We start from the raw sequence: 22,500 nt of genomic DNA, 5'->3' as shown, positions 1-22,500 counted from the left end.
CTCAGTGCACCTCATAGCGGCCATTGCCGGTGCCGACGATCGTCGCGCGCCCCGCCGCCGAAAACAGCGTGATCTGCACCGGTACGTCGATCGCTTCAGTGCCGAAGACGACACGGCTCGGCTGCGAATCCGAACCCGGATAGCTGATCGTCACGCCGGTCACGCCGCCTTCCCACTGACGGGGCCCGAGCAGATCGTCGCGCAGCGGACGCCAGCCGTCTTCGGTGCGTTGGTCGAAACGGAAGCCGCCCTCGACCGGTTGCCACGCGATGGGCCGCGCGCGCACCTGCGCTTCGTCGCCGGCCGATTCGAACAGCAACGCGAGACGCTGCGCTTCCTCGTTCAGATCGGTGCGCGGATTGCGCGTCATCGTCAGCGCGGTCAACGACACCAAGAGGCCCGCGATCACCAGCACCACCATCATTTCGAGCAGCGTGAAGCCCGCGTCGCGGCGCCGGTTGCCGGCGCGGCGCGAACGGCGCGCGCCGGCGCACGCCGCGCGCGGCGGCGAGACCGTACACGGAGTGTCCACAGGGGACTTGCAAGCGGACATACGCATAGTGCCGGCCACGAAACGATCAACCCAAGATCAAACGACGATGTATCGATAGAGCGCGCGAGCATCGCCGGAGAGCAGGGCGGGCATCGCGCGCAGGAGAGTCAAAAGTTGCGCAGCGTGCTTATTGCCACGAGCCGACGTCGGAATCGTTGCCTTCGCCACCGGCCTTGCCGTCCGCGCCGTAGCTGAACACGTCGATCTCACCGTGGACGCCCGGATTCAGATACTGATACGAGTTGCCCCACGGATCGTTCGGCAGACGCTCGAGGTAGCCGCCGTCCTTCCAGTTGTTCGGCACCGGATCGGTGCTCGGCTTTTCGGTCAGCGAGCGCAGGCCTTGCTCCTGCGTCGGATAGCGGCCGTTGTCGAGACGATAGAGCTTCAACGCCTGCATCACCGTGCCGATGTCCTGCTTGGCGGCGACCCGGCGCGCTTCGTCTGGACGGCTCATGATTTTCGGCACGATCAGCGCGGCGAGAATGCCCAGAATCGCGATCACGACCATGATTTCGATCAGCGTGAAACCGCGCTGACGACGGCTGCGCGAACCCGCAATATCAGTGCGGCGAGTGGTCGACAGTTGCATAGCTTACTACCTCTTTTCAGGTGAAATTTCGACTGGGCGGGATTCGCTGGTCAGCTATCAGGCCGCTATTGAACACGCCCGGCCGGTCATTTTAATGTCATGGTGTTGAAGGGTTCCAACGCAACGCAATTTTCACAATAGTCCGTACAATGATGCGCATGAACGCCATCCAAATCCGCCTTCTGTCGCTCGCGCTGTTCGCCGTTTTCTGCGCGACGCTGACCTACTGGGTCATCACGCTCACCACGATGTCCGGCGCGCCGTTGCCCGCCGCCGCCGCGCACGCGCAGGTCTCGACCGAGCAGGCCGCCACCTTGTTCGGCGGCCAGCTCACGCGCAGCGTCAATCAGGACGTGCATCTGTTCGGCATCCTCGCCTTGCGCGAAGGCGCCGCGGCCATCGTCAGCGTGGGCGGTGAACCGCCGCATGCGGTGTCGCTCGGCAGCACGCTGATGCAAGGCGCCAAACTTTCCGAAGTCCGCCCCCGCTCGATCATCATCGACCGCAACGGCGCGCACTCCGAAGTCTTCCTGCCCGCCAACGCCAGCGGTCCTACGATCTACGTGCGCTGAACACCGGCGCTGAAGCGAATGCGCGCGGCGCGGGCTTTTGCCTCGGAAGTGCGCTTTTGCCGGATTAATCGCTTCAATCAGCTTCAACCGCTTTAGCCCGCCTCAACCGATTGCGTGGCGCACGCCGCGCAATCCGGTCTCCTCCCGCGTCACTGCACGAGGTTGTTCAACTCGATGATCGGCAGCATCACCGCCAGCACGATCACCAGCACCACGCCCCCCATCGCCAGAATCAGCAACGGCTCCAGCAGGCTCGTCAGGAACATCGTGCGGCGCTCCAGTTCGCGCGCTTCGCCGTCGGCTGCGCGGTCGAGCATCGTCGTCACGTCGCCCGTTGCTTCGCCCGAACGGATCAGGTGCACCAGCACCGGCGGAAACGTCTTCGTATTGCCGAGCGCGCGCGATAACGACGTGCCTTCGCGCACGCGTACGATCGCGTCGTCGATGTTCTCGCGCATCGCGTTGTTGCTGAGCGTTTCGGCGGCGGCTTGCAGTGCGCGCAGAATCGGCACGCCCGCGGCGGTCAAAATGCCGAGCGTGCTGGCAAAGCGCACGGTGTTATAACCGCGCACGAGCTTGCCGAGCAGCGGCGCGGTCAGCAGCCAGCGGTCGAACGCGAGGCGCGGACCCGGTTGCCTGAGCACCGAGCGCACCAGATACGCCACCACCAGCACGCCGATCAGCACCGCCCACCACCAGCTACGCACGAAGCCGGACAGCGCCATCATCATCACGGTGAGGATGGGCAGTTGCTGTTTGGTGCTGGCGAACACGTTCACCACCTGCGGCACCACGTAGCTCAACAGAAACGTGACGATGCCGAACGCGATGATCGTCACGATGGTCGGGTACGTGAACGCGAGCACGATCTTCTGCTTGAGCGCGTTGCGTTGCTCGATGTAGTCGGCGAGGCGTGAGAGCACCAGGCCGAGCTTGCCGGTGTGTTCGCCGGCAGCGACGAGCGCCCGGTAGATTTCAGGGAAGTCTTTCGGATGCTGCGTCAGCGCATTGGCGAGCGAATGGCCGCCGAGCACTTCGGCGCGAATCGACGCCATCAGTTCGCGGATGTAGTCGCGCTCCGATTGCTCGGTGAGCACCGCGAGCGCTTCGTCGAGCGGCAAACCGGCGATCAGCAGACTGGCCAGCTGGCGCGTAAGGATTGCCTGTTCACGCTGCGACAAACGCCGCCCGAGCGACAGCCGTTGATTGCGCTCGCCGCGCATGCGCGATGCGGCGGGCTCGACGACAAGCGGCGTGAGTCCTTGCGAGCGCAGGTTGGTGCGCGCGCTGCGCGCGCTGTCCGCGTCGAGCACGCCTTTTTGCGCCTTGCCCGCCGCGTCGATTGCTTCGAAACGAAATGCCGGCATGCGCTTATGCTCCGCCCGTCACGCGAATCACTTCTTCCAGCGAGGTCAGCCCGGACTCGAGCCAGCGGTCCGCATCCTCACGCAAGGTACGCATGCCTTGCTCACGGCCGGCGGTGAGAATTTCCGCATCGGCTGCATTGCGATGGACCAGCGAGCGGATCGACTCGTCAATCAGCAGCAGCTCGTAGACGCCGCGCCGTCCCGCATAACCGGACTGGCCGCATTTGTCGCAGCCCACCGGATGCCAGCGCACGCGCCCGTCGTCCTCGGTGCGCTCTTCGCGGCACACCGCACACAGCCGCCGAACGAGCCGCTGCGCCAGCACGCCCAGCAGCGACGACGCGAGCAAATACGGCTCGACGCCCATGTCGGTGAGACGCGTGACGGCGGAGGCCGCGTCGTTCGTATGCAGCGTCGCCAGCACGAGGTGGCCTGTCAGCGACGCCTGCACCGCGATCTGCGCGGTTTCGAGGTCGCGGATTTCACCGATCATGATGACGTCCGGATCCTGCCGCAGAATCGAGCGCAACGCGCGCGCAAAGGTCATGCCGATCCGCTCGTTGACCTGCGTCTGGCCGATCCCGGAGAGGTCGTATTCGATCGGGTCTTCAACCGTCATGATGTTGGTCGTGGCCGTTTCGAGCCGCGACATCGCCGCATACAGCGTGGTCGTCTTGCCCGAACCGGTCGGACCGGTCACCAGCACGATGCCGTGCGGCTTGCCGATCAGCTTGTCGAACTTGACGAGCGTGTCGGACGCCATGCCGAGCGCTTCGAGGTTCAAGCGCGACGCGTCTTTTTCCAGCAGACGCAACACCGCACGCTCGCCGTGACCGGTCGGCAGCGTGGACACCCGCACGTCGACCGGACGCCCGCCGACGCGCAACGTGATGCGGCCGTCCTGCGGCAAACGTTTCTCCGCGATGTCGAGCTGCGCCATGATCTTGATCCGCGAGATCAGCGCGCCGTGCAGCGCTTTCTTCGGGCGCACGACGTCGCGCAGCGTGCCGTCCACCCGGAAGCGCACCACGGACGCATTCTCGAACGGCTCGATGTGAATATCCGACGCCTGCTCGCGCGCCGCTTGCGTGAGCAGCGCGTTGATCATGCGGATGATCGGCGCGTCGTCTTCGGATTCCAGCAGATCCTCGACCTCGGGGATGTCCTGCATCAAACGCGACAGATCGACTTCGCCTTCCACTTCACCGACCACCTGCGCGGCGCTGCCGTCCTGGCGCGCGTACGCCTGGTTGATCGCCTGCGCGAGTTCGTCGGCAGGCAAACGTACAACCGACACCACGCCGAAGTTGCGCGTGATTTCGGCGAGCGCGGCTTCGCTGGTGCGTTCGCTGATCCACACTTCGAGGCTGTCCGCGTGCTGATGCGCGACCAGAATCTGGCCGCTGCGGGCGAAGCCGTACGGCACGAGGCGCGCCGCGAGCGGCGAGGGCGCGGCGCGCTCGCCGCTGGCGGAGTCGCCGCCCTGAGCGCGATGCGCTGTTTGAGCGGACGCCTGAATCACGGACGCGCTCCCGGTGATGCGGTGGTCGGCTCCGTGCCGGTCGTCGGATAAGGCGCGGTGACCGGCTGCTGGCTCGACTGCGGTACGGCCTGCGGCACCTGTTGGGGTACCTGTTGGGGTACCTGTTGGGGTACCTGTTGGGGTACCTGTTGGGGCGCCGCCTGCTGACGGCGCATCTGGTTCAGATCGAACAGGTTCATCGCGGGCGGCACGCCCTGGCTCGGGCCGAGCGGCATCGGCGGCATCACCGGATCGTCCTTGTCCCTCATCACGTTATTGTCCGACCTGTATGCACCCTGCACGCCCTGGATGTAGTCGTAACGGTTCGACGTCACGGCCTGCGCCGTATCGCGATCGTTGATGATCACCGGGCGCAGGAACACCATCAGGTTGGTCTTCTCGCGCGTCTTCTGTTCAGAGCGGAACAGCTGACCGAGCCACGGAATGTCGCCGAGCAACGGCACCTTGCTATTGCTGACCTGGTAGTTGTCCTGCATCAAACCGCCCAGCACGATGATCTCGCCGTTGTCGGCGAGCACCGTCGACTGGATCGAGCGCTTGGTGAACTCCGGGCCCGACGGGTTGGTCGTCGCGTTGGTCGTGCCGTTCACGATCGCCGAGTCTTCCGTGTACAGCTGCAGCTTCAGAATGCCGCCGTCGGTGATCTGCGGCTTCACGTGCAGCGTCAGACCCACGTCGACGCGGTCGAACGTATTGAACGCTGCGCTCGTGGCGCCGCTCGTGAGGTTCGAATACGAACCGGTCTGAATCGGCACGTTCGTCCCGACGACGATCTTCGCTTCCTCGTTGTCGAGCGTGATCAGGTTAGGCGTGGACAGCACGTTCGCGTCGGAGTTTTGCGACAGCGCCTGCAGCAGCGCGCCGAGTCCCTGAACGCCGAAAATGTTGTGAATCCAGCCGACGTTCAGGCCCTGCTGCAAAGCCCCGCCGCCGAGCGCCGTGGCAAGGCCGCCGGTGGTGCCGGCCGCTGCCGCGGCCGCCGTCAGGTTGATGATGCTGTTGCTCGAACCGGTCGACAGATTGGTGCCGGCGAACAGCGAGTTGTTCGCGATCTGCCACTGAATGCCGAGGTTGCCGCTCGTGTTCGAGTTCAACTCGACGATCAGCGCCTCGATGTAGACCTGCGGACGCCGCGCGTCAAGCTGGTCGATGACCGCGCGCAGATTGCGGTACACCGGCTCGGCCGCCGTGATGATCAGCGAGTTGGTGGCGGAGTCCGCCTGGATCATGCCGCCGGCCTGGTTGTCGTCGCCCTTGTCCTTGTCGCCGCCGAGCAGGCCGCTGGAACCGGAGGCGTTGTTGCCGCCCGAGCCGCTGCCGGTCAGCGGCGAGGACATCGAGCTGCTGTTCAGTCCGCCCGACGGCAACGGCGGGGTGCCCGACGTGCCCGTCGAATTGCCGCCCGAGAAGCCGCCGCCGCCGCCGCCCTGGTTGAACGAATTCGCGTCACCCGAGCCGCTCGACGAGCCGCTGTCGCCGCCCTTGCCGAGCATGCCGCGCAGCGTTTTCGCGAGCCGCGTGGCGTCCGCGTTGCGCAGCGGCACGACGTGCATGTTGCCCGGCATCGTGGTCGGCATGTCGAGCTGCTTCGCGAGTTCCTTCGCGGCGGCAAGACGCCCGCCGTTCGACGCGCGGATCATCAGCGAGTTGGTGCGCGGATCGGCGGTGACCGAGACCTTCAGGGTCGCGTCGGTGCTGCCGACCGCGCCGGGGTCGAGCATCTTGGTCAACTGCGTGGCGATGTCGATCGCGTTGCCATTCCTCAGCGGCACGACGGCGACCGCCTGGCCCGCCGCGGTGTCCACGCCCGCGATGATCTGCGCGATGCGCCGCACGTTGTCGGCGTAATCGGTGACGACGATCGTATTGTTGGCCGGGTAAGCAGCCACGGTGTTGTTCGGCGAGATCAGCGGACGCAGCACCGGCAGCAGGTTATTGGCCGATTCGTTCTTCAGCACGAACACCTGCGTGACCACCTGGTCGCCGCGCGCGACAGGCGCGTTACCCACGTAGGTCGGCACGCCCTGCAGCTTGGCGTCGGCTTCCGGCACGACCTTCAGCACGCCGTGGTCCTGCACCAGCGCGAAACCCTGCATGCGCAAAGCCGACTGCAGGGTTTTGAGCGCCTGGTCCTGCGGCACTGAATTTTCCGACACGAGGTTCAACTGTCCCTTCACACGCGGGTCGACGATAATCGTTTTACCGGTTGCGGCGCCGATCGCCTTGGCAACCTGGTCGATATCGGCGTTCACGAAGTTGAGTGTCACCTGAGCGTGTGCTGTCTGCGCGGTGATCAATCCAGCCACCAGCAGCGCCGTTGCAACGCGACGCAAAGCCATACAATTTCTTCTCATGGGTTGTGATATCGATGCCGGCAGCCGATGCTGCCGACGGTCATGCGGTACGGACACGGGGACAAATCATCGCCCTGCCGGTCTGTGGGTCAGTCTCGCGGACTAAGGTCGCTGCGGGTTCCGACCATCCGACGTCCGAAAAAAATGAACAGTAACAGTTTTTCATGTCGGATTTGTCACAAAACAGGCCTGAGATACGCGATTCCCTTGAAAGTCCGCGCCAACTGTTACCAGATTGAAAGCTAATCGACGTCTGGCGAAGCCGCGCGGAGCTTCGTTTTCCGTCTGCTTATGTCTGTTAGCTAACTTGACGCGGGTTGGACTGCCGGTATGATACGAGCCGTTCGAGTCTCCGGTTGAAGGTTTGCCGACGCGGGTTTTCCCGGGTGTTCGACAAAGGCCCGACCGGCGTGCCCTGGCGGCTGTCGGCGGCTGGAGTATGACCGAAGAAACGCCTTACCAACCCTTACGCTTGCGACTTACTTAGTCGTCTTGACCGATGAACCATGCCTTCGTCACCATCGCCGCGGGACTCGCCATGCTAGCAGCAGCAGGGTCCGCACGCGCCGATTGCTTCGACGAAGCGGCGAAGTATCAAAAGGTTAACCCGCTGATTCTACGCGCAATTGCCTGGCAGGAGTCGCACAACCGGCCTGACGCGCAACACAAGAACGCCAACGGTTCGACCGACTACGGCGTGATGCAGATCAATTCGATCCATCTGCCGACACTCGCTCAGTACGGCATCTCCCAAGGCACGCTGATGGAGCCCTGCAAGAACGTCTATATCGCGGCGTGGCATCTGCGCCGTCAAATGAACAAGTACGGCAACACGTGGCAAGCAGTCGGCGCATACCACTCCGAAACACCGGCTTTGCGCGACAAATATGCCCAGCAGATCGTCGCGATTCTGCGCAAGTGGAATTTGATGCCGGCTGCACGTTGAGCGTGTGTTTTTCGGGCCGGCCAGTCCGGGCTGCCTGCTGTTGGCGTGTTGATTGCCTCCCTCATTTGCCCTTTTTTGAGTCCGCTTCCCGGCTGACCGGTTGACGCATTTCGCGGTCTGCCTGTGAGCGTGCGTCGGCATTTCCACATCGCGTCGTCCTGGCGTTCGTGCTGTTGCCTGATTCCAGACCCGCTGGTCAAGCCCCGCCGATCCAGCCAGTCACGCGGACGCCGCCCGTTTTGATGCACAATGCGGCTTCGTGCTGCCGTCGAGCCCAAGCGTCAGACCGGTCGCGCAGTCATGCGGCCCCAGGCCCGGCACGCCCTCCAATCCTCTTGCTTTTCCGTACTGCGATGAACCAGCCGCTATTGCCCGTCACCGTGCTCTCCGGTTTTCTGGGCGCCGGCAAGACCACGCTCCTGAACCACATTCTCGCGAATCGCGCCGGATTGCGCGTGGCCGTGATCGTCAACGACCTGGCCGCCGTCAACATCGACGCGACGCTCGTGCGCGACGCCGCAGCGCTGTCGCACGTCGAAGAGCGGCTCGTCGAACTGTCGAACGGCTGCATCTGCTGCACGCTGCGCGACGATCTGGCCGTCGAGATCAAACGTCTTGCCGCCGAACATCGTTTCGATGCGATTCTGATCGAATCGACCGGCGTCGCCGAGCCGATGCCGATCGCCGAAACCTTCACCTTCGTCGATGACGAAGGCGCTTCGCTCGCCGACGTCGCACGGCTCGACACGATGGTGACCGTGGTCGACGCCTTCAACTTCCTGCGCGACTACGGTTCGGCCGACGCGCTCGCCGAACGGGGCATCGCCGCGACCGACGAAGACGACCGCACCATCGTCGAATTGCTGATCGAGCAGATCGAATTCTGCGACGTGCTGGTGGTGAACAAGGCCGACCTCGTCAGCACAGACGAACTCACGCGTTTGCAACGCATCCTCGCGCGCATCAACCCGCGCGCGGAGCAGGTGGTTAGCCGCTTCGGCGCGGTGCCGCTCGCGCAAGTGCTGAACACCGGCCGGTTTGATTTCGACGCCGCGGCGAGTGCGCCGGGCTGGCTCGCGTCGCTCAATCATGAGCACGGGCACGGCCATGCGCCTCACGGAGAAGCAGACGAGTTCGGCATCGGCAATTTCATCTATCGGGCACGCCGGCCGTTTCATCCGGAGCGGCTGTGGGCGCTGCTGCATCAGGGGTGGAAGGGCGTCTTGCGCAGCAAGGGCTTCTTCTGGCTCGCGACGCGCAACGACATCGCCGGTTCGCTGTCGCAGGCAGGCGGCGCTTGCCGGCATGGCCCAGCGGGCATGTGGTGGGCCGCGCAGGACCGTAGCGAGTGGCCGGACGGCGACGAAGAGCTGGCGGCCGAAATCGCCAGCGACTGGTACGGCGATCCGGACGATCTGAGCATTGGTGATCGCCGCCAGGAGCTGGTGCTGATCGGGGTTGGCATCGACCCGACGGAGTGGACGGCGAAGTTCGACGCGTGTCTGCTGAGCGACGACGAATACGCACTGGGGCCGCAAGGCTGGCTTCAGTTCGCCGATCCGTTCCCCGCATGGGACTTCGACGAAGACGATCATGATCATCAGGACCACGATCATCACCATCATGATCACGATGGTCACAGGCATGATCACGGCCACCGTCACCACTGAACGGCGTCACCCCGCGTCGATGCAATCAAAAAAGCCGCGACGTGTGTCGCGGCTTATCCCGCGTACAACGCGCGGGCGAAAAAAAACCCGCCGTTGGCGGGTGTCAACTGCCTGGCAGCAAGCTGCTTAGCGCTTGTTGACCGCGTCCTTGAACGCCTTGCCTGCCGTGAACTTGACGGTCTTGGCTGCCGGAATCTTGATGGTTTCGCCGGTCTTGGGGTTACGCCCCGTACGCGCTGCGCGCTTGCCCGAACCAAAGCTACCGAAGCCAATCAACTGGACCGCATCGCCCTTCGACACAGACTTCTTGATCACTTCAAGCAACGTGTCCAGCGTTTCACCGGTTTGAGCCTTGCTGGCGCCCGTCTGTCCTGCGACGGCGTCGATCAGTTCCTGTTTGTTCATTAAGGTTCCTTTCTGAGTTTAGGTTGATACGAACAGCGCGAACGCGCCGATTATACGTGCGCGGGCCGCGCCGTCGAGCAGCTGCGGCTCCGGATCCCCTCCGGACCGGCAGCACAGGACAGATGGCTGTCCATTGGCCGTGCTCCCGCTCGATTCGCGGCGCTTGCTATGATAGCGCAGCGCAAACCCAATCAGGATAAGGGTTTCGAAGAATTGCGAGGTTCCAGCGTCGATATGGCAAGGAAAACGCGATTTTGCACTCCACGACCTCCTTCGGAGGGCTGAAACCCAGTAGGGACGGGGCTTGGCGTTGGTTTTTGCCAACGTTTGGCGCGTCTTTTTCGCCGTCCGGCGAGCTGCGCGCGCTGGCGGTAACGTTAGAACCGCTCTTGCGAGCGTCATTTCCCGACGCATGACCGATCCGCTGATCCCCGCCGTCCTCGCTTTTCGCGACAACGGCACCCCGTTCTCACCGTTCTACGACGATATCTATCACAGCGCAGTGGGCGGTCTTGACCAGGCTCGCTACGTTTTCCTGAACGGCAATGCGCTGCCCGAACGTTGGCAAGGCCGCCGCACGTTCACCGTGCTCGAAACCGGCTTCGGCATGGGCATCAACTTCCTCGTGACGTGGGCCGCTTGGCGCGCCGATCCGGCGCGATGCGAGCGGCTGCATTTCGTGTCGACCGAGAAGCATCCGTTTACCGTCGCCGATTTGCGCAGCGTCTATGCGGCGACCCTGTCCGATCCGGCGGTGGCCGAGCTGGCCGACACGCTGGCGAACGCATGGCCAATGCTCGTGCCCGGCACGCACCGGCTCGAATTCGAAGAGGGGTGCGTCGTGCTCACGCTGGTGCTGGCCGACGCGGCCGACAGCTTGCCGGCCTTGCGACTGCGCGCCGATGCGTTCTATCTCGACGGCTTCGCGCCGGCCAGGAACCCCGAACTCTGGTCCCTGGCGATTTTCAAGGCGCTCGCGCGGCTGGCGGGCGAGGGTGCCACATTCGCCACCTACAGCAGCGCCGGCGAGATCAAACGCGCCTTGACGCAATGCGGCTTCGAGTATCGCAAGATCGACGGCTTCGGCTGGAAACGGGCGATGCTGGTCGGCCATTTCGCGCCGCGCTGGCGCGTGCGCCGCTATGAGCCGCCCGCGCCGCTCGCGCTCGACGAACGGCATGCAGTAGTGATCGGCGCAGGGCTGGCCGGCAGCGCGGTGATCGAACGGCTTGCGGCGCGCGGCTGGCGCGTGACGTCGCTGGAACGGCACGCGTCGGTCGCGCAGGACGCGTCGGGCAATCCGGCCGGCGTGTTCCACCCCATGATTTCACGCGACGATAGCGTCGCCTCGCGCATCACGCGCGCTGGTTTTCTGTATGCATTGCGGCGCTGGGCCGAGCTCGAAAGGCGCGGTCATCGGCTCGTGCGCGGTGTCCCAGGCTTGCTGCAGATCGCCGCAGACGACGACGAAGCCCGCGCAATCGGCGACGCGATTGCTGCATTCCGCTATCCGTCCGGATACGTGACGCCCGTCTCCGCACAAGATGCTCGACAACTCGCCGGCACGCCGCTAGCGCGCGGCGGCTGGTTTTTTCCGCAGGGTGGCTGGATCGATCCGGCGTCGCTGTGCGCCGCGCAGTTCGCCGCAGCGGGCGGCCTGCTCGAACGCCGCTTCGGCGTCGAGGTCGCCCGGCTCGAACGGTCGGGCGCTCAGTGGACCGTCTTCGACACGGCGGGCCAGGCCGTCGCGCGCGCACCGGTCGTGATCGTCGCGAGTGCGCACGATGCCGCGCGCATCGCCGGGTTGCAGCATGCGCCAACTCGCAGCATTCGTGGCCAGCTGACGCTGCTGCCCTCGGGCACTGCGCCATCGCTCGCGTTGCCGGTGATCGGTGAAGGCTATGCGGTGCCGCTTGCCGATGGCGTCACGTTGACGGGCGCCACCTATGAACTCGACGACCCCGACACGTCGCTGCGCGCGGGCGGTCATCTGGAAAACCTCGAGCGCGTCGCGCAGATGCTGCCGGCGTATGCCTCCCTCGCCGCCTCCGCGGTCGATCCCGCACGGTCGGCGGCGCTGGCCGGGCGCGTCGCGTTTCGCTGCGTCACGAGCGACCGCATGCCGATGATCGGCCAACTCGCCGACGAGAGCGAGGCCGCCCGCGACGCGCAGCGTCTGCGGGGTGCATGGCCGCTCGATCTGCCGCGCATGGACGGCTTGTACGGGGCGTTCGCATATGGTTCGCGCGGACTGGTCTGGGCAGCGCTAGGCGCCGAACTGATCGCATCGCAGATAGAGGGCGAGCCGTGGCCGCTCGAACGCGATCTGGCCGAAGACATCGATCCCGCCCGTTTCCTGCTGCGCGCATTGCGCCAGGGAACGGCCGGTTAATTGCTGAGTGCGGCGCGCTCAGTCCACCCGTTAACCAGCGGTATACGCACGCATACGCGGCACGTATACGCGCCGACAGAGTTATCCACCGAAACGTGTGGATAACCATGCCGTTAACGGGCGCAAGTCGTGTGGAACCGTTGTGGACGTAAACGGGGTAACTTTGTCCGCGCCGAAAAACGCAAAAAGTTACTCGCGTATACGCGCTGCTCCCGCACATGCTGTGCATCCGGTTATGCCGTCGGCAAACCAATGATTCGTTTCGGTAAACATAAGTTATCCACAGAAACCGAGGCACCTTGTTAACTGTTACTACGTATACATACAGTAAACCTGTAAACAGCAAAGCCGAAGCTGGAGACGCGGTCATCGGTGTAGCAATCCCCTTCGAACCCACGCGAAAAGTTCTGCGGCAGTGTCCTCAAAAGCACATACGAGAAGTCCAATCTGGCGGTTAACTCGGCATTCTGCTGCGGTAAAAAAGTCGCTTTTCCCCGGACTCACGGAGATAACGTACGTTTTTACCGTTTTGCCAGCAGGTTCGTGTGTTTTCGGTCAAGGCTGAAAAAGCTATGGCACAATCGCCGTTCTTTTCGCGTCGTGCCTCGTCTCTGGCGGCACGCGCGGCAACGGAACGGTGCCGCTCAATCAGAATCTGATTCAAAGTCGACGGCGCTCTTTCGCCGTTCCGTTTGCTACAGCCTCATCCTTGAATGTGCCTGCCTCTTTCGCGGCTGCAGCGCATTCAGATTCAGATCATCCGATCAATGAAAACTCGCAACGCTGGCCATGCGAAGCGATTGCGACGGTGAGCGCCTCACGCGCTCACCGGTTCGCCGGTGTTTGCGCCGGTTCGTGTCGTCCGCCGTTGCTGCAAAGGAGAACCCATCACGATGAATTCGGCGTTTTCATTTTTTCCAGCCTGGCCGCTTTCACCCGACGCCATTTTTTGGGCTGGTCTCGCCTTGCTTGCCGCGGGTCTGTGCGGTGAGCTTTGCTATCGCGCCTGGCGTTTACCGCGCATTTCCGGCTATGCGGTCATCGGCCTGATTGCCGGTGCGGCCGGCTTCGGCGTGATCGATGCGGATTCCGCAATGGCCGCGCGTCCGTTGCTCGACGTCGCGCTTGGGTTGTTGCTGTTCGAACTCGGAAGCCGGCTCGATCTGCGCTGGATCCGCCGCAATCCGTGGCTGATCCTGTCGAGCCTCGCCGAAGCCACGCTCACTTTCGCCTTCGTGCTGCCGGTGTTGCTGTTCCTGAACGTGCCGCTGATGGTGGCGATGGTGCTCGCCGCGATTGCCATGGCGACGTCGCCCGCGATGGTGATCCAGCTCAAAACGGAATTGCGCGCGGAAGGCCAGGTGACCCAGCGTCTGCTGACCTTGACCGCGCTGAACAGCATGTATGCGGTCGTGATCGAAAAGCTCGTGTCGAGCTGGCTGCATCAGGAGGTTTACGGCAATGTTTTCGCGACCATCCTGCAGCCGCTTTACCTGCTGATCGGCTCGCTCGTGCTCGCGTATCTGCTCGCGCGCACCTGCACGTTTTTCTATCGCCGGCTCAACATGCAGGACGAGCATTCGTTCGTCGCGCTGTTCGGCCTGGTGTTGCTGGCGATCGCCGTCTCGCATCTGTTCAAGCTGTCGACGATTCTTGCGCTGCTGGCCGCCGGCATCATCGTGAAAAATCATGAGGCGCGCCCGCAATTGTGGCCGCAGCATTTCGGCACCGCCGGCTGGCTGTTGACCGTGATTCTGTTCGTGCTCACGCTGACTTCGTTCGAATGGCGGCACATCGCGCTCGGCGGTGTCGCGGCGCTGGGTCTGATCGTTGCGCGTCTGATCGCGAAACTGATCGGCGTCATGGCATTCGCCAAACCCAGCGGCCTGAACTGGAAGCAGGGGGCGGCGCTCGGTCTGTCGTTATCGCCGATGTCGGCGCTCGCTTATCTGCTGGTCGACGATACCTACAATCTTTATCCGAATTTCGATCCGCAATTGCGGGCAATCGTGATGTGTTCGATTTTCGTGCTGCAGATTCTCGGGCCGTGGCTCGTCTATCGCAGCCTCGCGCTGGTGGCTGAACGGCGCGAAGAGTCAACGCGGTAAGCGCGCGCCGCTCGCTCGCGGTTGGCGCCGTTTCATTCAACTCATTCGATTCAAAACGGCCGGGCAAATGACAGCTACCCGGCCGACCTGACTCAGGGGACGCCATGTCACTCGAACCCTTCATCGATTCGAAACCGTTTACGTTCGGTGTCGAACTCGAGATGCAGATCGTCAATACGCATGACTATGATCTGACCAAAGCCGGCACGGATCTGCTGCGTCTCATCAAGGACGAAAAGATCCCCGGCAACATCACGCCGGAAATCACCGAGAGCATGATCGAGTTGTCGACCGGCATCTGCACGACGCACGAGCAGGCCGTCACCGATTTGCGCAAGATTCGCGACACGCTGGTGTCCGCGGCGGATCATCTGAACGTCGGCTTGTGTGGCGGCGGTACGCACGCATTCCAGCAATGGAGCGAACGGCAGATCGTCGATACACCGCGCTTCCAGTACCTCTCCGAACTGTACGGCTACCTCGCGAAGCAATTCACGGTGTTCGGCCAGCACGTGCACATCGGCTGCCCAGATCCGAACAGCGCGCTGTATCTGCTGCATTCGATGTCGCGATTCATCCCGCATTTCATCGCGTTGTCCGCATCGTCGCCGTTCGTGCAAGGCGTCGATACCGGATTTCATTCGGCACGCCTGAATTCCGTGTTCGCGTTCCCGTTGTCGGGCCGCGCGCCGTTCGTGCTGACGTGGGACAGCTTCGAGGAATATTTCTCGAAGATGGTCCACACCGGCGTGGTCAACAGCATGAAGGATTTTTACTGGGACATCCGGCCGAAGCCGGGCTTCGGCACGATCGAAGTACGCGTGATGGATACGCCGTTTTCGGTCGACCGTGCCGCGGCGATTGCGTGCTACATCCAGACGCTTGCCCGCCATCTGTTGCTCGACAAGCCGATCGCGCCGAAGGAAGACGACTATCTCGTCTACACATTCAACCGTTTCGAAGCATGCCGTTTCGGTCTGGCGGGCACCTGCATCAATCCGCAAACGGGCGAACGCAAGACGATTTCAGAGGACATCCTCGAAACGCTCGACCTTATCGCACCGCATGCGCAGGCGCTCGGTTCGGGCAATGCACTTGCCGAGATCGGCGCAATCGCGCGCGGGCAGGTGAACGATGCGACCTGGTTGCGCGGTGTGTTTGCGCAGGAAAAGTCCCTGCACGAAGCGGTTCGGCAGCAGTGTTTGCAATGGCGAGCCTAGCTCCGGACTGCGCTGCGCAGGTCTGCCATCGAAAAAACCCGCTTCGCGCGGGTTTTTTCAAAATTTATTTGAGCTCGCGGCCTTCAGGTTTTTCCAAAGTTTACGTATACCAACGTAGTAGCTGTGCGCGTGCATCGTATGATGCCTGTGGACAACTGAATAATTCCCTGCAAAGTCAACGTGCTGCGAAAAGCATAACCAGACCGGCCGGGCGCGCATCGGCTTCGTTGAACTAGGGCGATTTTGGCACCGTCCAGCCCGCCCGAATGCGCTTCAGGAATTGATGCACACGCTGTCCACGTGTTTTCCCAGGGTTATCCACAGACAGCATTGGATAAGTTAGCTGTACGATTCGCTGCTCTCGCATAGAATGTTGTTTCACTGCCTCGGGATTGCTAGGCGGTAAATTTTTGAGATAGTAGAGAAACGGTTTCGTCCAGGCTTGGACGAAGCTACCCCACACAAGCTACGGGCGAAGCCGGCAAGCAGTTCACCGGCCGCGTACTAAAGCTGTAAATAAACGAATCGAAGATTATGAGCGAAGGCGTATACGGAGAACAGGCAACCGGGCGAGTGACCCATAGCCTATTGCGATTGAGCACGGCGATGCGAAGCCAGGCTTGGGAATGGGCCGAAGGCGCGGGTCTTACGCCGACTCAGGGCGAAATTCTGGTCTTGTTGATGCAACGCAAAGGCCCGATGCGCCTTGGCGAAATCGCCCGTGAAACGGCCCTGACCGCCGCCACCACCAGCGACGCGGTCAGTACGCTTGAAACCAAAGGCCTGGTCGAAAAGCGCCGCGCGCTCGACGACGGCCGCGCACTAGCAGTTCGCCTGACGGCGCGTGGCCGCACGGCTGCGAAGCGCGCCGCGCAATGGCCGGACTTTCTGGGCAAGGCGGTCGGCACGTTGCGTGACGAGGAGCAGGCCGTTTTCTATCGCACGCTGCTCAAGACGATCTATCAGCTCGAAGCGCACGGCACGATTCCGCCGCACCGCATGTGCCTGAGCTGCACGCACTTCGAGCCGAGCAAGAATCCGAAGAAGACGCCGCATCACTGCGCGCTGCTCGACATGAAGATGTCCGATACGGATCTGCGTCTCGATTGCTCGGTGCATGAGACCGCCGACGTCGCCACCCAGAAGAAGACCTGGAAGATCTTCGCGCAGTAAGCGCGTTCGTCCAGGACAATCCGCTACACTGCCAAGCCGGCTTCGGCGGGCGGTATTCACCGCCGGTCAGCCGTCTGGCGCCGCGTAGCGGTAAGTCTTTAGTCAACCTGAAGGTGGGGCAGGCCGATGAATCGCGAAGTACTGGCCATTCGTCATGTGCACTTCGAGGATCTGGGCAGTCTTGAGCGAGTGCTCGGCGAGCGCGGGCGCCCGGTCCGTTATCTCGACGTGGGCTTCGCCCGTATCGAGGCGCCGAACCCGGTTGCCGCGTCACTGATGGTGGTGCTCGGCGGCCCGATCAGCGCCACCGACGACGCGCTTTATCCAACGCTTGTCCCTTTGCTGTCGCTGATCGAAAAACGCATCACGGCCGGATTGCCGACACTCGGCATCTGCCTGGGCGCTCAACTGATCGCGCGTGCGCTCGGAGCCCGTGTCTATCCCGCAGGGCATACCGAACTCGGCTGGACGCCGCTCACGCTGACCGAAGCCGGCCGCGCATCGCCGCTGCGTCATCTGGATGGCGCGCATACGTCAATGCTGCATTGGCACGGCGACACCTTCGATCTGCCCGACAAAGCAACGCGTCTCGCATCGACGCCCGCCTGCGAAAACCAGGCGTTCGCCTGGGGCGACCACGTGCTGGCTTTGCAGTGTCATCCGGAGATTCGCGCCGACCGCTTCGAGCCCTGGCTGATCGGCAACGCGGGCGAGCTTGCCGGTCATGGCATCGACGCGCGCCGCTTGCGCGCCGACACCGCGCAATTCGGTCCCGCACTCGAAGCCGCCACGTGCCGGATGTTCAGCGAATGGCTCGATCAGGTGGAAGCCAAAGCCTGACCGACGAAATATGCAGTAAACCGCTCACAGTGCTATGCTCGATCGCTCTCGGGCTTTCACTGGGCGTAATCCATGAGCGCGCTTTTTTCTCCGCTCACGCTGCGTAGCGTGACGCTTCCCAATCGTATCGTCGTGTCCCCGATGTGCCAGTATTCCGCCGAACGTGGCGAGGCGAGCGCATGGCATATGCTGCATCTCGGCAGTCTTGCGTTGTCGGGCGCCGGCATGCTGTTCATCGAGGCCACCTCCGTCGAACCGGACGGCCGCATCACGCCGGGCGATCTCGGCTTGTGGGACGACGCCACCGAAGCCGCGCTCGCGCCCGTGCTGGCCGCGATCCGCAAGCATTCGCATATCAAGGTGACGATGCAGTTGTCGCACGCCGGGCGCAAGGCGTCGAGCCATGTGCCATGGGAAGGCGGCCAGCTGATTCCGGTGGCGCAAGGCGGGTGGCTGTCGCACGCGCCTTCCGCGTTGCCGCACAAGGCGAGCGAAGAACCGCCGCTCGCGCTCGATACAGCCGGGCTGAACCGGATTCGCGAAGCGTTCGCGGCCTCCGCGCGACGTGCCGCGCGTCTTGGCATCGACGCATTGGAAGTGCACGCGGCGCACGGTTATCTGTTGCATCAATTCCTCTCGCCAATCGCCAATCAGCGCGACGACGATTACGGCGGTTCGCTCGAAAACCGCATGCGCTTTCCGCTCGAAATCTTCGATATCGTGCGCGCCGCATTTCCCGCGGACAAACCGGTCGGCGTGCGTGTTTCGGCGACCGATTGGGTCGAAGCCGGCTGGACGCTCGCGGACACGGTTGCTTTCGCGCACGAGTTGAAAAAGCGTGGTTGCGACTGGATCGACGTGTCCTCCGGTGGCGTGTCGCCGTTGCAGAAGATTCCGCTCGAACCGGGCTATCAGATTCCGTTCGCGAAGGCGGTCAAGCAGGCCACCGGGCTGACCACCATCGGCGTCGGTTTGATCACCGATCCGCTGCACGCCGAGCAACTGATCGAAGCCGGCGACGCCGATCTCATCGCGCTGGCTCGCGCATTGTTGTACAACCCGCGCTGGCCGTGGCACGCCGCGGCGCAACTCGGTGCGACGGTCGAAGCGCCGCCGCAATACTGGCGTTCACAACCGCGCGAGCAGAAAGCGCTGTTCGGCGATATTTCCTTCGGACAACGGTGAAGCTGTCAGCGCAGTTTGCACGAACGCGTTTCTTTGACGGTTGAACGAAGCCGTCTTGAGCGTGTAGGATGCCGGATGTGGCGCATTGCGCGTCGCAAGTCGACGCGGCGCTCGCAAGGCGCCGCGTTTGCTATCCGCGTCAGAAAAACGCAGCGCGTCAGACGCGGGCAATTCAAGCGGCTGCCGGACTTCACCCTCAGTTCTTCACAAGGATTCATTCAATGAGTTCACGCAGGATCGCCGTGCGCCGTTCGGGTGTGCACGGCAAAGGCGTGTTTGCCGTCGAACCGATTGCGGCCGGCGAGCGGTTGATCGAATACAAGGGCGAGCGGATCTCCTGGAAAGAAGCATTGCGCCGTCATCCACATAATCCGGCCGAACCGAATCACACGTTCTATTTCGCGCTCGACAGCGGCAAGGTGATCGACGGCAAGGTGAACGGCAACAGCGCGCGCTGGATCAATCACTCCTGCGCGCCGAACTGCGAAGCCGAGGAAATCGACGGTCACGTTTACGTGCACGCGTTGCGCGATATCGCGGAAGGCGAGGAGGTCTTTTACGACTACGGCCTCGTGATCGACGCGCGTCAGACCAAGAAGCTCAAGAAGGAATACGAATGCCGTTGCGGCGCGCGCAAGTGCCGCGGCACGATGCTGGCGCCCCCGGAAAAAGAGAAGGGCGCGGGCAAAGCCGGGAAATCGGCGAAGAAGGCAGAGGTGAGGGCGTCGGAGAAAAAAGCGAAGAAGAAGTGACGCAGGGGCTGCCTGGGCTGCTCGCTCGGATCGCTGAGAATTCAAAGCAGTCCGCTAGAGCAGCCCGTTGAGCATCAACATCGTTACACGTCGATCGGCGCCGAGTGCGCCGATTTTTTTGCCTGGCGCCGTGGCGCGGCGTCGGTGGGGTCGCTCTGAACGACGATCGGCACGAGCGGAATCCGCACGATAAAACGTGCGCCGCCTTCCGGCGCGTCCTCGTAATGCACGCTGCCGCGATGCAGCACCATGATGTCGTGGACGATCGCGAGACCGAGCCCCGCCCCGCTATCGACACCGGCGTCGCTCTGACCGTCGCCGCGGAAGAACCGTTTGAACAGATCGGCCTGCTGTGTACGCGGCACGCCCGGCCCATTGTCTTCGACCACGATCTCCGCCATGCGCAGATCGTCGATCATCGTTTGCGACACCGTCACCGTGATGCGGCCGCCATCGAAGCGCGACGGCGGCACGTACTTGAGTGCGTTATCCAGCAGATTGGCGATCACTTCGTGCAGCAGCACCGGATTGCCGCGCGCGATCAACGGATGATCATTGTCCGGGTCATCGAGGCGCTGGAAGCCGAGGTCGACGTGGAACGTCAGCGCGCGCGGCACCCACTCCGCGCCGGTATCGAACGCGAGCGCGGCCATATCCACATTGACGAAGCGGGCCGCCTGTTCGCCCGGCTCCGCGCGCGCCAGCGAAAGCAACTGGTTCGACAGCCGCACCGCGCGGTCGGCCGCGGCGCGCAGCTCGCGCACGGCGGCGAGTGTCTGCTGCGGATCACGCGCGACCGCCGCCTGTTCCGCATGCAGTTTCACGGCGGTAAGCGGCGTGCGCAACTGATGCGCGGCATCGGCGATGAACTTGCGCTGGCTGTCGAGCGCGGTTTTCAGACGGCCGAGCAGCGCGTTCAGCGCGCCGGTCAGCGGCCGGATTTCGACCGGCACATAGGTTTCGTCGACCGGTTCGAGCGACGTGTGAGTCTGCCGGTTCAGCGAGTCCGCGAGATCGGTCAGCGGATTGAGCTGTTGGTTGACCACGCGCCACACGATCACCCAGCCCGCCAGCAGCAGCAACAGCAGCGGCATCATGATCGCGACGAGAAACTCGGCGGCGATGCGAAACCGGTGATGCACCGGCTGACCCACTTCGACGACGATTGGATTGCCGGTCGGCTGATCGACGCGCACCTGCGCGACGCGCACCGTCACGCCTTCGTGCTGTGTTTCGAATACGTACGCGTAATGCATGCGGCGCACGCTGGTGCCTTGCAGGGGCAGGTTGTGATCGCCGGCGATTTCAGTCTCGCCGTTACTGATCCGGTAGACGAGTTGTTCGACCGGGTCGGAGAACATCGCCTGAGCGAGCGGCGGCACCGTAATGGGTGCATCCGGGCCGGCAATCTGGATCTGTTTGGAGATCGCGGTGGCGAGGTCGGCGAGCGAGCGGTCGACGACATGCTGCGTGTACTGCCAAGCCAGCCAGTAAGCGATCAGGCCGCTCATCAGCGCGAGCAGCGAAAGAGGTGCAGCGAGGCGCCGCAGCAGCGTGCGGCGCAGACTATTGGCGGCCGGCTGGGGCATGATCGAACGCGTGGGAAAGTGGCAACGGCGCTGTGCGCCGTGAAATTCGCCGGATGCCGGCGAACTGCGCACGGAGTGCGCGGCGCCGGCCCGGCGCCGTCAGGCCGCAGTCGAACTTGCGGCCTTCATGACGATTATGCGGCCTGGCGGATTTCCTGCAACAGGTAACCAAAACCGCGCACGGTGACGATTTCGACACGGCAGTTCTCAAGCTTCTTGCGCACCCGGTGCACATAGACTTCGATCGCGGTGTCGCCGAGATCACCGCCGAAATGCGTCAGATGGTCTTGCAGTTGCGCCTTGCTGACCACGCGGCCATGACGCAGCAGCAGCATTTCGAGCACCGCGAATTCACGCGGTGACAGTTCGAGCGGCTTGTCGTCGTTGAAGATGCGGCGATCGACGCCCGACAGGCGCACACCGCCCAACGACACTTCCGGGCGCGGCATGTCGCCGTGCGGGCCGCTGCGGCGCATCACCGCGCGGATGCGCGCTTCGAGTTCGGCGGGTTCGAACGGCTTCAGCATGTAGTCGTCGGCGCCGGAATTCAGGCCTTGCACGCGGTCGTGCAATTCGTCGCGCGCGGTGAGAATGATCACCGGCGTGTGGCGATTGCTCTGGCGAAAGCGCGCGAGCAGCGTCATGCCGTCAATGCCGGGCAGACCCAGATCGAGGATCACCAGCTCGTGGCGGTTTTGCGTGAGGGCCTGTTCGGCGAAAATGCCGTCGTGCACCATATCGACGGTGAAGCCGGCTTGTTCGAGACTGCTTTGGATGCCGCGTGCGATGGGGCGGTCATCTTCGATCAGAAGGAGTCGCATGGAATTCGCTCAAGTACAATGGGTTTAGGCGTCTGGGCAAGCGGTTCGCCGGGGCGCCTGCTGCACAGGCAGCGTGCGGCGTGGCCATGCCGGATAGGCGGGAAAACGGGCCACGAAGCAGCCATCGAGCCGCCCTCAAGCGCCTCTGAGCGATCACGAAGTCATGTCCGATATATCCATTCACGAACTGGAAGCCGCGATCAACTTCTGGCGCGCCCGCTCACCTTCGAGCGGCGACGAACTCGTTCTGTGCAAGGAGGCAAGCGCGCTCTCCAAGCCGTATGCGCTGCTGATTGTACAGCGTCAACAGACGCTATCACCGGATCGTTTGGACGGGATTGCGAGGCAAGCCTGGGAAACTTACGTGCGCCTTAATAATAGCCTGTAGAACTGAAGGATTGAACGCGGGGTTGCCTGC

The 22,500-nt window shown here is 63.2% G+C and carries 19 protein-coding genes; 11 read left to right on the top strand and 8 right to left on the bottom strand.

What is annotated here, in order from left to right; all coding sequences use genetic code 11:
* Position 1: 1 nt before the first annotated feature.
* Entirely contained in the window at positions 2–559 is a 558-nt protein-coding gene (locus tag ACZ9H4_RS23005) for a GspH/FimT family pseudopilin (protein WP_476121029.1), read from the bottom strand.
* Positions 560–680: 121 nt separating this feature from the next.
* Positions 681–1,145 carry a type II secretion system major pseudopilin GspG gene (gene gspG, locus ACZ9H4_RS23000; protein ID WP_408139869.1) on the bottom strand — a complete coding sequence of 155 codons (465 nt, stop codon included), beginning with the start codon at positions 1,143–1,145 and terminating at the stop codon, positions 681–683.
* 158 nt (positions 1,146–1,303) lie between these two features.
* On the opposite strand from gspG, the gene ACZ9H4_RS22995 reads away from it, so the two are divergent.
* Positions 1,304–1,717, top strand: coding sequence for a type II secretion system protein N (locus ACZ9H4_RS22995; RefSeq protein WP_408139871.1), 414 nt, complete (start codon positions 1,304–1,306; stop codon positions 1,715–1,717).
* A 149-nt stretch (positions 1,718–1,866) separates the two neighbouring features.
* On the opposite strand, the gene gspF is transcribed toward ACZ9H4_RS22995, so the two are convergent.
* From gspF to gspD, 3 genes are read right to left on the bottom strand one after another with little or no spacing between them, the layout of a single operon-like run.
* Positions 1,867–3,084, bottom strand: coding sequence for a type II secretion system inner membrane protein GspF (gspF, locus tag ACZ9H4_RS22990; protein ID WP_168664858.1), 1,218 nt, complete (start codon positions 3,082–3,084; stop codon positions 1,867–1,869).
* A 4-nt stretch (positions 3,085–3,088) separates the two neighbouring features.
* The gene (gspE, locus tag ACZ9H4_RS22985; RefSeq protein WP_408139874.1) at positions 3,089–4,606 is read right to left on the bottom strand and encodes a type II secretion system ATPase GspE; all 1,518 of its coding nucleotides are present in this window, start codon (positions 4,604–4,606) and stop codon (positions 3,089–3,091) included.
* Positions 4,603–6,966: a type II secretion system secretin GspD gene (gspD, locus tag ACZ9H4_RS22980; RefSeq protein WP_476121025.1), complete on the bottom strand. Its 2,364-nt coding sequence runs from the start codon at positions 6,964–6,966 to the stop codon at positions 4,603–4,605. The genes gspE and gspD overlap by 4 nt, the downstream gene beginning before the upstream one ends.
* 514 nt (positions 6,967–7,480) lie before the next feature.
* On the opposite strand from gspD, the gene ACZ9H4_RS22975 reads away from it, so the two are divergent.
* Positions 7,481–7,927 (top strand): lytic transglycosylase domain-containing protein, encoded by a 447-nt coding sequence (locus tag ACZ9H4_RS22975; protein ID WP_408139878.1) that lies wholly within the window; start codon positions 7,481–7,483, stop codon positions 7,925–7,927.
* A gap of 353 nt (positions 7,928–8,280) precedes the next feature.
* A complete protein-coding gene (locus ACZ9H4_RS22970; protein ID WP_476121023.1) occupies positions 8,281–9,597 on the top strand; it encodes a GTP-binding protein in 1,317 nt (438 codons plus the stop codon).
* A 126-nt stretch (positions 9,598–9,723) separates the two neighbouring features.
* On the opposite strand, the gene ACZ9H4_RS22965 is transcribed toward ACZ9H4_RS22970, so the two are convergent.
* The gene (locus tag ACZ9H4_RS22965) at positions 9,724–10,002 is read right to left on the bottom strand and encodes an HU family DNA-binding protein (protein WP_006050811.1); all 279 of its coding nucleotides are present in this window, start codon (positions 10,000–10,002) and stop codon (positions 9,724–9,726) included.
* 412 nt (positions 10,003–10,414) lie between these two features.
* Between ACZ9H4_RS22965 and mnmC the strand changes: the two genes are divergently transcribed.
* The 7 genes from mnmC (at position 10,415) to ACZ9H4_RS22930 (ending at position 19,672) form a co-directional block, all read left to right on the top strand.
* On the top strand, positions 10,415–12,394 hold the full coding sequence (gene mnmC / locus ACZ9H4_RS22960; RefSeq protein ID WP_476121020.1) for a bifunctional tRNA (5-methylaminomethyl-2-thiouridine)(34)-methyltransferase MnmC2/FAD-dependent 5-carboxymethylaminomethyl-2-thiouridine(34) oxidoreductase MnmC1: 1,980 nt from the start codon (positions 10,415–10,417) through the stop codon (positions 12,392–12,394).
* An 893-nt stretch (positions 12,395–13,287) separates the two neighbouring features.
* Complete coding sequence (locus ACZ9H4_RS22955) at positions 13,288–14,502, top strand: cation:proton antiporter (protein ID WP_408139882.1); 1,215 nt, start codon at positions 13,288–13,290, stop codon at positions 14,500–14,502.
* A 104-nt stretch (positions 14,503–14,606) separates the two neighbouring features.
* Positions 14,607–15,722, top strand: coding sequence for a YbdK family carboxylate-amine ligase (locus tag ACZ9H4_RS22950; protein WP_408139883.1), 1,116 nt, complete (start codon positions 14,607–14,609; stop codon positions 15,720–15,722).
* A 534-nt stretch (positions 15,723–16,256) separates the two neighbouring features.
* The gene (locus tag ACZ9H4_RS22945) at positions 16,257–16,895 is read left to right on the top strand and encodes a MarR family winged helix-turn-helix transcriptional regulator (RefSeq protein WP_408139884.1); all 639 of its coding nucleotides are present in this window, start codon (positions 16,257–16,259) and stop codon (positions 16,893–16,895) included.
* A gap of 126 nt (positions 16,896–17,021) precedes the next feature.
* Complete coding sequence (locus ACZ9H4_RS22940) at positions 17,022–17,735, top strand: glutamine amidotransferase (protein ID WP_408139886.1); 714 nt, start codon at positions 17,022–17,024, stop codon at positions 17,733–17,735.
* Between the two features lie 72 nt (positions 17,736–17,807).
* The gene (locus ACZ9H4_RS22935; RefSeq protein WP_476121016.1) at positions 17,808–18,920 is read left to right on the top strand and encodes an NADH:flavin oxidoreductase/NADH oxidase; all 1,113 of its coding nucleotides are present in this window, start codon (positions 17,808–17,810) and stop codon (positions 18,918–18,920) included.
* A gap of 221 nt (positions 18,921–19,141) precedes the next feature.
* On the top strand, positions 19,142–19,672 hold the full coding sequence (locus ACZ9H4_RS22930; RefSeq protein ID WP_408139889.1) for an SET domain-containing protein: 531 nt from the start codon (positions 19,142–19,144) through the stop codon (positions 19,670–19,672).
* A gap of 83 nt (positions 19,673–19,755) precedes the next feature.
* On the opposite strand, the gene ACZ9H4_RS22925 is transcribed toward ACZ9H4_RS22930, so the two are convergent.
* Both ACZ9H4_RS22925 and ACZ9H4_RS22920 read right to left on the bottom strand, forming a co-directional pair.
* On the bottom strand, positions 19,756–21,261 hold the full coding sequence (locus tag ACZ9H4_RS22925; protein ID WP_408139891.1) for a sensor histidine kinase: 1,506 nt from the start codon (positions 21,259–21,261) through the stop codon (positions 19,756–19,758).
* Between the two features lie 134 nt (positions 21,262–21,395).
* A complete protein-coding gene (locus ACZ9H4_RS22920) occupies positions 21,396–22,082 on the bottom strand; it encodes a response regulator transcription factor (protein WP_408139893.1) in 687 nt (228 codons plus the stop codon).
* 163 nt (positions 22,083–22,245) lie between these two features.
* Here ACZ9H4_RS22920 and ACZ9H4_RS22915 point away from each other — a divergent pair, with 163 nt between their 5' ends.
* The gene (locus ACZ9H4_RS22915; RefSeq protein ID WP_121319136.1) at positions 22,246–22,470 is read left to right on the top strand and encodes a DUF3717 domain-containing protein; all 225 of its coding nucleotides are present in this window, start codon (positions 22,246–22,248) and stop codon (positions 22,468–22,470) included.
* Positions 22,471–22,500: the final 30 nt, after the last annotated feature.

This window comes from Paraburkholderia sp. TE9906 (assembly GCF_056279605.1).
Note: the sequence above shows the minus strand (reverse complement) of the source record. Positions and strands in the feature narration are given on the sequence as shown.

Excerpts from the sequence above, each read along its gene's own strand:
- ACZ9H4_RS22935 (WP_476121016.1), top strand. The coding sequence starts at position 17,808 with ATGAGCGCGCTTTTTTCTCCGCTCACGCTGCGTAGCGTGACGCTTCCC.
- ACZ9H4_RS22915 (WP_121319136.1), top strand. The coding sequence starts at position 22,246 with ATGTCCGATATATCCATTCACGAACTGGAAGCCGCGATCAACTTCTGG.
- ACZ9H4_RS22955 (WP_408139882.1), top strand. The coding sequence starts at position 13,288 with ATGAATTCGGCGTTTTCATTTTTTCCAGCCTGGCCGCTTTCACCCGAC.
- mnmC (WP_476121020.1), top strand. The coding sequence starts at position 10,415 with ATGACCGATCCGCTGATCCCCGCCGTCCTCGCTTTTCGCGACAACGGC.
- ACZ9H4_RS22975 (WP_408139878.1), top strand. The coding sequence starts at position 7,481 with ATGAACCATGCCTTCGTCACCATCGCCGCGGGACTCGCCATGCTAGCA.
- ACZ9H4_RS22940 (WP_408139886.1), top strand. The coding sequence starts at position 17,022 with ATGAATCGCGAAGTACTGGCCATTCGTCATGTGCACTTCGAGGATCTG.
- ACZ9H4_RS22930 (WP_408139889.1), top strand. The coding sequence starts at position 19,142 with ATGAGTTCACGCAGGATCGCCGTGCGCCGTTCGGGTGTGCACGGCAAA.
- ACZ9H4_RS22950 (WP_408139883.1), top strand. The coding sequence starts at position 14,607 with ATGTCACTCGAACCCTTCATCGATTCGAAACCGTTTACGTTCGGTGTC.
- gspG (WP_408139869.1), bottom strand. The coding sequence starts at position 1,145 with ATGCAACTGTCGACCACTCGCCGCACTGATATTGCGGGTTCGCGCAGC.
- ACZ9H4_RS22995 (WP_408139871.1), top strand. The coding sequence starts at position 1,304 with ATGAACGCCATCCAAATCCGCCTTCTGTCGCTCGCGCTGTTCGCCGTT.
- ACZ9H4_RS22925 (WP_408139891.1), bottom strand. The coding sequence starts at position 21,261 with ATGCCCCAGCCGGCCGCCAATAGTCTGCGCCGCACGCTGCTGCGGCGC.
- ACZ9H4_RS22920 (WP_408139893.1), bottom strand. The coding sequence starts at position 22,082 with ATGCGACTCCTTCTGATCGAAGATGACCGCCCCATCGCACGCGGCATC.
- ACZ9H4_RS22965 (WP_006050811.1), bottom strand. The coding sequence starts at position 10,002 with ATGAACAAACAGGAACTGATCGACGCCGTCGCAGGACAGACGGGCGCC.
- ACZ9H4_RS22970 (WP_476121023.1), top strand. The coding sequence starts at position 8,281 with ATGAACCAGCCGCTATTGCCCGTCACCGTGCTCTCCGGTTTTCTGGGC.
- ACZ9H4_RS23005 (WP_476121029.1), bottom strand. The coding sequence starts at position 559 with ATGCGTATGTCCGCTTGCAAGTCCCCTGTGGACACTCCGTGTACGGTC.
- ACZ9H4_RS22945 (WP_408139884.1), top strand. The coding sequence starts at position 16,257 with ATGAGCGAAGGCGTATACGGAGAACAGGCAACCGGGCGAGTGACCCAT.
- gspF (WP_168664858.1), bottom strand. The coding sequence starts at position 3,084 with ATGCCGGCATTTCGTTTCGAAGCAATCGACGCGGCGGGCAAGGCGCAA.
- gspD (WP_476121025.1), bottom strand. The coding sequence starts at position 6,966 with ATGGCTTTGCGTCGCGTTGCAACGGCGCTGCTGGTGGCTGGATTGATC.